The sequence below is a fragment of the Kitasatospora sp. NPDC059327 genome, assembly GCF_042752535.1.
GTDB lineage: Bacteria > Actinomycetota > Actinomycetes > Streptomycetales > Streptomycetaceae > Kitasatospora.
The window spans coordinates 1-11,952 of the sequence record NZ_JBHYYB010000021.1 but is presented as its reverse complement, the minus strand read 5'-3'; the positions used below and the strand labels follow the sequence as shown (position 1 = coordinate 11,952).

At 73.4% G+C, this 11,952-nt stretch carries 9 protein-coding genes; 2 read left to right on the top strand and 7 right to left on the bottom strand.

What is annotated here, in order from left to right:
- Positions 1–64 precede the first annotated feature (64 nt).
- On the bottom strand, positions 65–373 hold the full coding sequence (locus ACFXHB_RS15430) for a hypothetical protein (RefSeq protein WP_380574659.1): 309 nt from the start codon (positions 371–373) through the stop codon (positions 65–67).
- Complete coding sequence (locus ACFXHB_RS15425; protein WP_380574728.1) at positions 366–719, bottom strand: YbaB/EbfC family nucleoid-associated protein; 354 nt, start codon at positions 717–719, stop codon at positions 366–368. Before ACFXHB_RS15425 ends, ACFXHB_RS15430 begins: the two co-directional genes overlap by 8 nt.
- Positions 720–1,926: 1,207 nt before the next feature.
- Here ACFXHB_RS15425 and ACFXHB_RS15420 point away from each other — a divergent pair.
- Positions 1,927–2,940 (top strand): hypothetical protein, encoded by a 1,014-nt coding sequence (locus ACFXHB_RS15420; RefSeq protein ID WP_380574657.1) that lies wholly within the window; start codon positions 1,927–1,929, stop codon positions 2,938–2,940.
- A 120-nt stretch (positions 2,941–3,060) separates the two neighbouring features.
- Here the strand turns inward: ACFXHB_RS15420 and ACFXHB_RS15415 are convergent, their stop codons facing one another.
- The 5 genes from ACFXHB_RS15415 to eccD all read right to left on the bottom strand — a co-directional run bounded on the left by ACFXHB_RS15415 (position 3,061) and on the right by eccD (position 7,283).
- Positions 3,061–3,477 (bottom strand): hypothetical protein, encoded by a 417-nt coding sequence (locus ACFXHB_RS15415; RefSeq protein WP_380574656.1) that lies wholly within the window; start codon positions 3,475–3,477, stop codon positions 3,061–3,063.
- A 5-nt stretch (positions 3,478–3,482) separates the two neighbouring features.
- On the bottom strand, positions 3,483–3,776 hold the full coding sequence (locus ACFXHB_RS15410) for a hypothetical protein (protein WP_380574655.1): 294 nt from the start codon (positions 3,774–3,776) through the stop codon (positions 3,483–3,485).
- A gap of 91 nt (positions 3,777–3,867) precedes the next feature.
- Complete coding sequence (locus ACFXHB_RS15405; protein ID WP_380574654.1) at positions 3,868–4,212, bottom strand: hypothetical protein; 345 nt, start codon at positions 4,210–4,212, stop codon at positions 3,868–3,870.
- 132 nt (positions 4,213–4,344) lie between these two features.
- Positions 4,345–5,799 (bottom strand): type VII secretion protein EccB, encoded by a 1,455-nt coding sequence (gene eccB, locus ACFXHB_RS15400; RefSeq protein ID WP_380574653.1) that lies wholly within the window; start codon positions 5,797–5,799, stop codon positions 4,345–4,347.
- A gap of 110 nt (positions 5,800–5,909) precedes the next feature.
- Positions 5,910–7,283: a type VII secretion integral membrane protein EccD gene (gene eccD / locus ACFXHB_RS15395; protein WP_380574651.1), complete on the bottom strand. Its 1,374-nt coding sequence runs from the start codon at positions 7,281–7,283 to the stop codon at positions 5,910–5,912.
- Positions 7,284–7,598: 315 nt separating this feature from the next.
- Between eccD and eccCa the strand changes: the two genes are divergently transcribed.
- Positions 7,599–11,705: a type VII secretion protein EccCa gene (gene eccCa, locus ACFXHB_RS15390; RefSeq protein ID WP_380574727.1), complete on the top strand. Its 4,107-nt coding sequence runs from the start codon at positions 7,599–7,601 to the stop codon at positions 11,703–11,705.
- Positions 11,706–11,952 lie beyond the last annotated feature (247 nt).

The following is an 11,952-nucleotide window of genomic DNA, read 5'->3' as shown; positions in this document are numbered from 1 at the left end:
TGCTTGTCGGGGGTCCTGCGGCCGATTCCTCCGCAGACCCGCGGAGGGGCCCGGGGGTCCGGACTCAGAACCCGTTGGCGATCTCGTGGGAGTGGTCGTTGGCCCGGTCGAGCGCGTCGGCCAGCACCTCCCCGTTCTGGCCCACCGAGCCCATCGTTCCCTTGATCTTGAGGATCAGGTCGTACAGGTTCTTGGTGCCGTCGTCGACCTGCTCGTGGTACTGCTTGCCGATCTCGTCGTTGCCGCCGACCCGCAGATTCGCGGCATTGATGGTCTCGACGTGGTGCAGGACCTTGTCGACCATGTCCTTCAGCTCGAAGAACTCGCCGAACTTCTGCTTGAGTTCGGCGGTCTTCGCGGTGGTGCTAGCCATGGAACTCCTCCTGGCGGTCCGTCTTCTTCTTCTGGTCCTCGGGCTCGTAGCCCGGGCGCATGGCCCAGAGCGGTTCGAGGATCTCGTCCAGCTCGGTGCCGCCGGTCATGGAGAGCCGCAGCGTCTCCCCCATGCCGTCGAACCGGCCGATCCGCTCGGCGACCTGCTCGCCCACGGCCGCGCGTGCCTCGTTGAGCGAGTCGGTGAGGACCTTGGCCAGCTCGGCGGGGGCCATCTCGCGGTAGCCGTTGGTGTGGAAGGTCATCGAGACGACCTGGCCCTGCGAGCCGACCTTGACGGTGACCATGCGGTCCTTGGAGGTGACCGAGGCGGTGAGCTCGTTCATCTCCTTCTGCATCTCCTCGGCCCTGGCCAGCTCGCTCTGCATCTCCGCCATCGCCTGGGCGATCTGTTCCGCGAAGGGGTTGCTCATGTGTCGCTTCCTGTCGTGTCGTCAAAGGCCGGTGTGCCGGGCCGCCCGGGGGCCGGCCGGGCCACCGGGTGGGATACCGAGCCCAGAACCCGGTCCCCGCGCCGGGGTAGGGTGCCCCGGGGAGATACTCCTCCGCCAGCCAGGTGGTGCGCCGGCGGTCCTTGTCGTTGGGACCTCCCTGGCCGGCGCCGCCCATCCCGCCGCCGGGCGGCATCATCGGCGGCATGCCGCTGGAGCTGGTGGAGGTCTGCCGGCCGGTCAGCAGGGCCTGCTCCTGGGCGGCGGCCTTGGCGGCCTTCTCGGCGGCCATCCGCTCCGCGTTGGCCTGGTCGACCGCGGCCTTCACGGAGTTCGGGTCGGCTCCTCCCGCAAGCGCGCGGGAGCTCAGGCCACCGCCCATACCGGTGATCACCGGGCCGCCACCGGGGTTGAGCGGGCCGCCCGAGCCCGAACCGGAGGAGCCGCCGAGGCCGCTCGTGTTGTAGGCGAACCCGCCGGGACCGAAGTTCCCGGGCGTCAGCAGGTCGTCCCCGCCGCTGCCCGCGGAGTAGCGGTCGGCGAGCAGTTGCCGGTACTCGGAGACGGTGTTGCCCTTGTCGTCGCGCAGGGTGCCGTCCGGCCCGATGGTGTAGTTCGGTCCGGCCACCATCGGGTTGCCGCTGGAGTCCAGGACGGGGTTGCCGTTCTCGTCGACGATCCGGCCGTCCTTGGTGATCACGGAGCCGGGCGGCACCGTGACCGGCCGGTTCGAACCGCCGCCGCCCAGCAGTGAGTTGTCACCCAGCAGACTGTTCCCACCGGTCCCGCCGCCGATCAGGTCGAGGCCGCCGTTGGATCCCGTGCCACCGCCTCCGGACGTGCCCGAGCCGCCACCGTTGCCGGTGAGGTTCCAGTCACCGGTCTTGTCACCGCCGCCCAGGTCCTTGGTGCCGGACCCGCCACCGGTGATGTCCTTGATGTTCGGCCCCGGGCCTCCCCCGCCGGTGATGTCGTCCACCTTGGGGTTGCCGATGTCGTTCTTGATGTCCTTGGTCGGGTCGTCCGTGCCCGGACCGTCCTTCGTCGGATCGTCCGTCTTCGGCGGGGCCGGCATGGGCATCCGCAGCGTGAGGTCCGACACGTGGGCGTCGAGCAGGATCTTGGCCCGGTCGTACTGGCCACCGACGATGATCTGCGCGTTGTTGGCCTGAACATCCAGGATTTTGACGACGTTGTCCTGCCAGATCACCCGCGCCTCGTGGTCCACCTTCTCCCAGAAGGCCACGGTCTTGGGGTCCCCGAAGGCCCCGGGGTTGACCTTGAAGTCGAAGGAGTTCGCCGTCTGACCACTGCTGACGCTGCCCGTGACCGAATCGTACGTGCCGCCGTAGTTGTACGCGCCGTCGTGGAACGTCCCCTTGCCGGTGATGTCCTTCGTGGTGATCTCCACCGTCGCCCCCGCGAGGCCCGCCAGCACCGCGTCGGTCAGCGCGAACCCACCCCAGCGATTGCGCGAGTTGAGGTAGTCGGTCCAGCCGTAGTTCATGTACATCAGCGCGGCGTTCGTACCGGAGGTACACGTCCGCAGGGACTGCTCCACGTCCGACTCCAACTCGCGGTGGAGTCGTTCGACCTCGTTCCCGAAGGCCTGGAGGAGGCCGCGGAACGTGCCCGCGGCGCTGCCCTGCCAGTCGCTGCCCGGCGAGCCGATCTCGTCCGCCCAGGCGCTGACCTTGGGAGCCAGCTCCGCCACGTACGCCTTGAGGTTCTTGAGGTCGTCGGCCACCGTCAGGAAGCCGGGGATGTCCAGCCTGTCGTTGACCCGCTTCTCCTCGGGCAGACCGTACATCCGGGTCAGCACCACGGCCCCGTCCAAGAACTTCTGGATCTTGGATTCCGGACCTTCCACCACGTCGACGTCGTAGCTGGTGCCGATGGTGTACGAGCCGTGGCGAGTCTTGCTGCCCTGCGTGTAGGTGAAGTTCCAGGACACCCAGACGTCGAAGTGCCCGCCGGTGCCGTCGGAGCCCCGCCAGCCGTCCAGGATCTCCTCGTCCAGCTTGCCGCTCTTGGCCTTCTCCAGACCGCTTTTGACCCACTTCTTGGAGTCGTCGACCACCGACTCCCTGGTAGGCGTCGCCTGGTCGCTCGATGACGTCAAGAACGTGAGCATGTCTTCCCATTTGCCCATGTCAGGCCCCTCCGCGGCCAGGCGCTACAACAGATGAGGCGGGGCCGGCCCGCGCCGAGGCCGGCTCCGCCTGGTGGCGGACACTCAGCCGCCTCCGCCGCCTCCGCCGCCGCCTCCGCCCCCGGACAGGGTGGGATTGATCAGCCACATCAGCTGGGCCTCGGTGAGGGCCTCCTCATGGCCGTTCGACAGGATGAGGTCGGCCATGCCCAGGTCACCCTTCAGCGTCGTCAGCTGCTTCGTGAGCTTGCCGAACTGCAGACTGATCGCCTTGCAGTACTCCGTGAAGGACGTCTTGAACGCCCCGGGCGACGTGAACACGATGCCGTCGGTGCCCGCCAGGATCGGGATGTGGTCGTACGACCTGATCTTGGTGATCGCCGGGTTGCCGTTGATCTCGGTGATCAGCGTTTCGAGCTTCTCCTTGGCGAACTTCGCGAGGTAGTCGTCGGTGATCTCCGTCGTACCGCCGCTGCCCTCGCCGTCCGGCTTGTCCGCCATCCGGCTCAGCCCGCGACGTGGTCGAAGTGGCTGCTGGCCCGCATGTCCGCGTCCTTGATGACGTTGCGGATCTCGGTGAGGGCCTGGTGGGCCGCGACGATCTTCTTGCCCATCGCCTCGTCGGAGTTGTGGAGCTGCTGCGAGAGCGCCCCGGCCGCCACCGCGAAGTCACCCACCAGCTCGACGTTGATCTTGCTGTCGAGGTAGTCCTTCAGCTGCGTCATCGCGTTGTGCATCGTCGCCGCGTGGGCTTCGAGGTCGGTGATGGCGCTGTCGATGCCGGCGTAGTGGAGCGACATGTGGCCCATGGTGCGGTCCCTTCGAACGGAGAGTCGGTAGGAGGAGCGGGCACCGGCCACCGCGGTCCGCGGCAGCGGTGCACGGTGTCGGCTAGCGGGGGTTCAGGACGTCCTCGACGTACTGACCGGGGGCGCCGCCGCCGTTGAAGTTGGCGATGCCCGCCGTGTGGTCGTCGGCCGCGTTGAAGATCTGGCCGCCGTCGCCGAGCTTCGCGTGGAAGCCGTCGTACTCCCGCTTGACCAGCGCGTACTGCGCCAGCCACTCGTTGATCTGGTTCTGGAACGTGGTGCTGGCCGCGCCGGAGAAGCTGTCCCGGACGGCCGTGTTGATGTCCTCGATGTAGGTCGCGGTCGTCGACATCTCGTTGTACCGCGTCTCGACCATGGTCCTGATGTCCGCCAGGACCTTCTGGTCGATCGTCGTCTGCTGAGCCACCGCGAGTACCTCCTCCGTGAGCGCCGGCCGCACCCGGCCGGCGACGTGTGCCACGGGCCGGCAGGAGCGGCCCGCCAGGGTGAACGGGACGCCGCCGCCGGACGGTTCACCGTCCGGCGGCGGCGCGGCGGATCAGCGTGCGCAGCGGCCCTCGGCGGCGGCCGGCGGCTGCACGATGCCGCCGGCGAGCGGCCCCGGGTCCAGGCTGGGCCCGGTCGGCAGCAGCGAGAGCAGCCGGCCGGGCACCGCGGTCGGGGCGGCCCCGGCGTAGCCGAGGCGTTCGGCCACCGCGGCGGAGGCCAGCGGGTACTTCACGCCGGTGTCGGTGACCAGGTAGAGCGTGGTGCCGAAGCCCCCGCCGTTCAGTGCCCGCACCAGCGATCCGCCGCCGGGGCGGACCGCGATCCGGTCGGCGGGCGTGCAGCTGGGGATGACGCCGGGTTGGAGGGCCGGCGGCAGGCCGAGTACCGCCGTGGCGTCCGGGACGACGACGGCGAGGTCCCCGCCGTCGCCCGCCGGGCCCAGGGCCCCGCAGACGGCCTGGCCGGCGGTCGGCGACAGCAGCGCCGGTGGCCGGGCGGGCAGTTCGGCCGGGGTGAGCGCGGTGGTGGCGGCGGGCGGCGCGGAGTGCACGGTGAGGTCCTCCGCGCCGACCGGGGAGAGCACCACCTGGCCCCGGCCGTAGGCGTCCCGCTGGGTCCGCGCATCACCCTGGAGCAGGGCGAGTTGGGTGGCGCTGACGGGGACGAGACCCTGCTCGGTGAGCACGTACCGCTCCTCGCCGGCGCCGGTGAACAGTTGGCCGATCCGGGTCGCGCGCCCGCCCAGCGCGGGGCCGGGGTTGCCCCGGCCGGGCAGGTCGGGGGCGCGCAGGTCCGGTCCGGCCGGGAAGGCGGCGAGGAACGCGGCGGTGACCGGAACGGGCCCGGCGGTGGTGTAGCCGAGGGCGCGGGCGGCGCCGCCCGCGGTGTCGAGGGCGAACCGGCGGCCGTGCCAGAGGAGGTGCACACCGCCGTCGGGCGCGCCGACCAGGACGCCCCGGTCCCCGACGCCCCGGCCGGACTGGCGGGTACCGACGGCGACGGAGAGTTGGGGGGCGGGCCCGGCCGCCGCGGCGGTCGCCGTCTGGACGGTGCAGACGAGCCAGTCGGCGCCGCCGACGGCGGCCCGGGCGGGCAACCCGTCGGGGGCGCCGACGATGCCGATCGGGGTGCCGCGTTCGGCGTTCTCCAGCGAGCGGGCGGAGACCTGGTCGACCTTCAGCTGGTCGCCGGCGAGCAGCTTGGCGCTGGCCTCGTTGAGCACGGGGTGCAGCAGACCTCCGGCGAAGACGTACCGGGCGCCGGTCTCCTTGACCACGACCAGGGTGCCGGGCTTCTGCCAGCCGGTCGAGCCACCGGGTTTGATCATGCCGTAGACGCCGGCGCCGGCACCGATCAGCAGGGCGACGGCCAGGCCGATCGCGGCGCCGCGGTTGGTGCGGCCGACGGGGGTGTCGGGGGCGTCCGGCTCGGCGCGGAGGACGCCCGCGGCGACCCGGCTCATCACGAACAGGTGGGCCTGCACCTGGTCGCGTCGGGACTGCATGCGGTGGTCCTCCTCGGTACGGGGTTCGGGGCGGGCGGTTCGTCACGGCCGGGTGGGTCGTCACGGCCTGGCTGGTCTCGCCGCCGGGCGGGGCGCGCGGCGGCGCCGGCTCAGCCCGCCAGGCCGCGCATCATCCCGTAGAAGCCGAGCACCTGGAGCGCGAGCGGCAGCAGGGCCAGCGCGGCGAGCGAGTGCAGCAGGTCACCGGCCCGGCCCCAGTAGGGCAGCAGCCGCCGGCCCGGCACCGTCCAGGCGGTCACGGCCAGCGCCGTCGCGGCGATCAGCAGCCCGGTGAACAGGACGAACCGGCCCGACTGGTCGGCGTCCTGCCCGTACCGCACGGCCAGCAGGGCGACCCCCAGCGCGCCCGGCAGCAGCAGGGCGAGCCGCTGGCGGATGCCGCCGATGTCCCGGGCGTGCAGCAGGAGCAGCACCGACAGGTCGGCGGACATCGCGGTGGTGCCCCAGCCGCCGTCACCGGCGGTGGCGAGCAGCGCGAGCGCGCCCGCGCACACCGTACCGGCGGCGATGAAGAAGCCGGCCAGATAGCTGTCGGCGACGAGACTGCGGGCGAGCACGTCCTCGGCCTCGAAGGGCTCGATCTCCTCCTGGAGCTCGTCCGCGTTGCGCGGCAGCGCCGGCAGCCGCAGCCCGGAGAGCTTGAACGCCAGGCCCGGGACGAACGCCCCGAAGAGCACCGCGGCGGCGGCGACCACGGCGGCGGAGTGCGTCGTCGGGACCCCGTTGGTGGCCAGCGCGCCGGAGCCGAGCGCCAGGACGGCGGCCGCCACCAGCCCGGCGAAGAACGGGCCGGCGCCGACCAGGGCGAGCGCCAGCACGGTGGCGCCGACCGCCGCCGAACCGCCCGCGAGCAGCCGGGCCGGGCCGGTGACGCCGGGCAGCAGGGCGGCGGCCGCGGCCGCGTAGGCGACGCCGGCGGCGCCGAGCGCGGTACCGGCCGGCGCGTCGCCGACCAGCCTGGTCGCGGCGCCGCCGCCGGCGAGCAGCAGCACGGCGGTGACGGCGGCCGCGGCGCAGCGGGGGCCGTCCGGTCCGGGCAGGGCGAGCAGCAGCAGGCCGCCGGCCAGCGCGACCAGGGCGAGGGCCAGCGCGAAGTGGTGGGTGGCGGCGGGCCGCCAGGAGTCGCCGCGGGCGATGGTGCCGGCCCGCACGCCGTCCACCAGGTCGTCGAAGTGCACCTCGGGCAGTGCCTCCTGCCCCGGGCGGAGGAAGAGCTCCTCGCCGTCGCGCAGCCCTAGCGCCTCCAGGGTGCGCTCCTCGTCCAGCGGCGGGCCGCCGGCGCGCTGGAGCACCCAGCCGGAGTGCTCGGTGCCGCCCTCCTCGACGGCGGAGCCGGCGTAGCCGAGGACGGCGGGCAGCAGGTCGGCGAGGACGACGTCGCCCGGGAGCGCGAGTTCGAACGCGGCCTCGGGGGCGCGGAACCTCAGCCGGACCAGCCCTGCCGCCACCGTGGTACCGCTCACCTGTCGCGCCCTCCCGCGGAGCCCCGGCCTGCCCGGTCTCCCGTTGAAGGAGTACGGGCGGCGGCGGGCGGACGGTTCACCGGCCGTGCCGTCCCGGTTCCCCGCGTGCCCCCGGTGAACCGCCGGGGGCACGCGGGCCGTACGCCTGAGTGCGGCGCGGTGCGTGCCCCGGCCTCGCACCGCGGGCGGGAGTCCGTAGACAGGCCCGGGCCCGCCGGGCCCACCGCCACCAGCGGCGTCACCGGCGCCGCGAGAGGAGAACCCCCGTTGAGCGTGGTCCTGGTCGACCGTCCGCCCCGGCGCCCCGGACCGGCGATGCCGGACGGCGAGCTCCAGTTGCAGGAGCCGCCGGTCCTGCCGGAGCAGCAGAGCGGCATGTCCAACGTGATCGCCATGGCACCGATGGCGCTCAGCTCGCTCTCGATGGTGATGATCTTCCTCAACCCGCAGTCCAGTGGTGGGCCGCTCACCTATGTGGCGATGGGCATGATGGGCCTGTCCGCCGTCGGCATGCTGGTGACCCAGCTGATCCGCGGCGCCAGCGACCGCAAGCGCCAACTGCGCGGCGAGCGCCGGGACTACCTGCGCTACCTGTCCCAGATGCGCCGCCAGGTCCGCCGCCACATCGTGAACCAGCGGCAGGCACTGGCCTGGCGCCACCCCGACCCGGCGGTGCTCGGCTCGCTGGTGCGCACCTCGCGGCTGTGGGAGCGGCGCGCGGCCCACCCGGACTTCGGCGACGTGCGGATCGCCACCGGCGCCCAGCGCCTGGCGGTCAAGCTCGCGCCGTTGTCCACCCAGCCGGTGGAGGACCTCGAACCGCTGTGCGCGCACGCGCTGCGCCGGTTCATCAACGCCTACGGCTCGATCGCGGACCAGCCGATCGCCGTCCACGTCCGCGGTTACGCCCACATCCTGCTGCGCTGCGAGCACCCCGGGGAGGAGGGCGCCCCGACCGGCGCGGCCCCCGCCGGCGAGCCGCGGCAGACCGCCCCCGACGTCCTCGGCGCCCTGGGCGGTGCCGCGATCGGCGCGCCCGCCGCCGCCCCGGCCCCCGATCCGGACGCCGCCGGTTCTCCGGCCGACCCCGAGCCGGCCCGCGCCCTGGCCCGCGCGATGATCGCCCAGCTCGCGTTCTTCCACGCCCCGGACGAGCTGCGCGTCGCCGCCGCCGTCGCCCCCGAGCTGCGCGAGCACTGGACGTGGCTGAAGTGGCTGCCGCACGCCCTGCACCCGACCGAGACGGACGGCGCCGGCGCGGTGCGCCTGGTCGCCGACTCCGTGCTGGAGCTGGAGCAGTTGCTGGGCCCGGAGTTCACCGACCGCCCGCCCTACGAGCCGGACGCGCAGCCGGGCCGGGACGAGCCGTTCACCCTGATCGTGCTGGACGGGGTGAAGCTGCCCGCCGGCAGCCGGGCCCTGCTGGCCGGCTACCGCAACGCCGTCCTGCTCGACCTCTCCGGGGCCGTCGAGTGGCAGCACGCGCCGTTCCGGCTGCGGCTGCGGATCACCGACGACCAGCTGGACCTGGTCGCCGCCGACCGCAACCGGCGCGACGAGGTCACCCCGCTCGGCCGCCCGGACGCGCTGCTCCTGCCGGCCGCCCGCCGCTTCGCCACCGTGCTGTCCCCGTACCGGCTGGGCGACGCGCGGGACGCCTCCGAGCCGCTGAGCACCGACTTCGACCTCACCTCGCTGCTGGGCGTCAACGACCTGCACCAGCACGACGTGGCCCGCAGCTGGGCGGACCGCCCGCGCGGACAGCGGCTGCGGGTGCCGATCGGTGTCGGCGCGGACGGCAACCCCGTCGAACTGGACCTCAAGGAGTCCGCCCAGGGCGGCATGGGCCCGCACGGGATGCTGATCGGCGCCACCGGCTCCGGCAAGTCCGAGCTGCTCCGCACCCTGGTGCTGGCGCTCGCGCTGACCCACTCCTCCGAGACGCTCAACTTCGTGCTGGTGGACTTCAAGGGCGGCGCGACCTTCCTCGGCCTGGACGAACTCCCGCACACCTCGGCGGTGATCACCAACCTGGCGGACGAGGCAGCGCTGGTGGACCGGATGCGCGACGCGCTGCACGGCGAACTGAACCGCCGCCAGGAGCTGCTGCGCTCGGCCGGCAACTACAGCTCGCTGCTGGACTACGAGACCGCCCGGGCCGGCGGGGTCCAGCTCGACCCGCTGCCGACGCTCTTCATCGTGGTCGACGAGTTCAGCGAACTGCTCTCCGCGCACCGCGACTTCATGGAGCTGTTCATCATGATCGGCCGGCTCGGCCGCTCGCTCGGGGTGCACCTGCTGCTGGCCTCGCAGCGCCTCGACGAGGGCCGGATGCACGCCCTGGAGTCCCACCTGTCGTACCGGATCGGCCTGCGCACCTTCTCCGCGATGGAGAGCCGCGGCGTGCTCGGCGTGCCGGACGCCTACCAGCTGCCCTCCCAGCCCGGCAACGGCATCCTGCGCAGCGACATCGCCACCCTCACCCGGTTCAAGGCCGCCTACGTCTCCGGTCCCTACCGGCGCCGGCGCGGAGCGGCCCAGCAGGCCGCGGCGGCCGGTCAGATCGTCCCCTACGGCACCGAGTACACCGCGCCGCGCCGGCCGGACCCGGAGGTGGTGGCGGCCGAGGCGGCCCGGCTCGCGGAAGAGGAGGAGAGCACCGTCACCCTGCTGGACCTGGCCGCCGCGCGGATGCTCGACGTCGGCCCGCCCGCCCACACGGTCTGGCTGCCGCCGCTGGAGACGCCGCCCACCCTGGACGAGCTGCTGCCGCCACTGGCGCCGTCCCCGCACCACGGCCTGGCCCCCGACGGGCGCCCGGCGGTCGGCACCCTGACCGTACCGGTCGGTGTGGTGGACCGCCCGTTCCAGCAGATGCGCGAGCTGCTCACCGCCGATCTCTCGGCCGCCGGCGGCCACGTCGGCATCGCGGGCGGCCCGCAGAGCGGCAAGAGCACCCTGCTGCGCGGCCTGATCACCGGCCTGGCCCTCACCCACACCCCGCAGGAGGTCCAGTTCTACTGCCTGGACTTCGGCGGCGGCACCCTGTCCGCGCTGCGCGGGCTGCCGCACGTCGGCGGCGTCACCGGGCGGCACGAGCCGGAGCGGGTCGGCCGCACGCTCGCCGAGGTCAACGGCATCATCGCCCGGCGCGAGCAGTACTTCGCCCAACTGGGCATCGACTCGATGGCCACCTTCCGGCGCCGCCGGGCCGCCGGGGACCAGGCCCTGGCCGACGAGCGCCACGGCGACGTCTTCCTGGTGGTCGACGGCTGGAACACACTGCGCCAGGAGTTCATGGACTTCCTGCCCGCCCTCACCCTGATCGCCGGACGCGGCCTCAACTACGGCGTGCACCTGGCGATCACCGCCGGCCGCTGGGGGGAGATCTCCAGCGGACTGCGCGACCAGCTCGGCACCCGCTTCGAGCTGCGGCTCGGCGACCCGATCGACTCCATGATCAATATGCGGGCCGCCGACACCGTCCCCCGGGTCCCCGGCCGGGGCCTCACCCAGGAGCGGCTGCACTTCCTCACCGCCCTCCCCCGGATCGACGGCATCGGCGACAGCGAGAGCCTCACCGACGGTGTCGAGGACCTGGTCGACGCCGTCAACGAGCACTGGACCGGCCCGCGCGCGCCCGAGGTGCGGATGCTGCCGCTCCAGCTCGACGCCGCCGCCCTGCCGGCGCCCGAGGGCCGGCTGCGGGTGGCCATCGGCCTGGAGGACACCGCGATCTCCCCGCTCTGGCACGACTTCGAGGAGTCGCCCCACCTGCTGGTGGTCGGCGACAGCGAGAGCGGCAAGACCAACCTGCTGCGCCTAATGGTCTCCGCCATCACCACCGCCTACACGCCGGCCGAGGCGCGGATCATGCTCGTCGACTTCCGGCGCGGGCTCTACGACAGCGTCCCGGAGGAGTACCGGCTCGGCTACGCCGTCGCCGTGGACGTGCTCCGGCAGGTGGTCACCGGAGCGGCCCGCGCCATGGAGGCCCGGCTGCCCGGGGAGGAGATCAGCCCGGCCCGGCTGCGGCTGCGCGACTGGTGGACCGGGCCGGAGCTGTTCATCATCGTCGACGACTACGACCTCATCCCGAGTCAGGTCGGCAGCAGCCCGTTCGGTCCGGTGCTCGACCACCTCGCCCAGGGCGCCGAGCTCGGTCTGCACCTGATCGTGGCCCGCTCCGCCAACGGCATCGGACGCGCGTACTCCGACCAGCTGCTGCGCCGGCTCCAGGAGGTCAACACCCCGGTCACCCTGCTCTCCTGCCCGCCGAGCGAGGGCACCCTGTTCGGCAGCGTGAAGCCGCGTCAGCTGCCGCCAGGGCGCGCCCTGCACATCACCCGGCGCCGGACCCTCCAGGTGCAGACCGGCCTGATGCCGGAGCCCGAGGGCGAGGACGGCGGGGCGGCGGCGTAGCGGCGGGGCGGCGTGACGGCGGCCTGAGCGGTACGGGAGCCCCGGCCGGGCGGGAGGTTCGGCGGTACGGGAGCCGGGCCCGGCGGTGGGCACCGCCCGGGCGGTCCCGCTCCGGCGCGGCCCCGGCCCGGGACCTCGGCGCGGCGGCGGCTGAACCGGCGGCCGGGCCGCGCCCGTATACCCGGACGATGAGTCTCTCCCGCCTCGGCCTGCCCTCCAGCGACCCCGCCGCGCCCCGCCGCCGGTT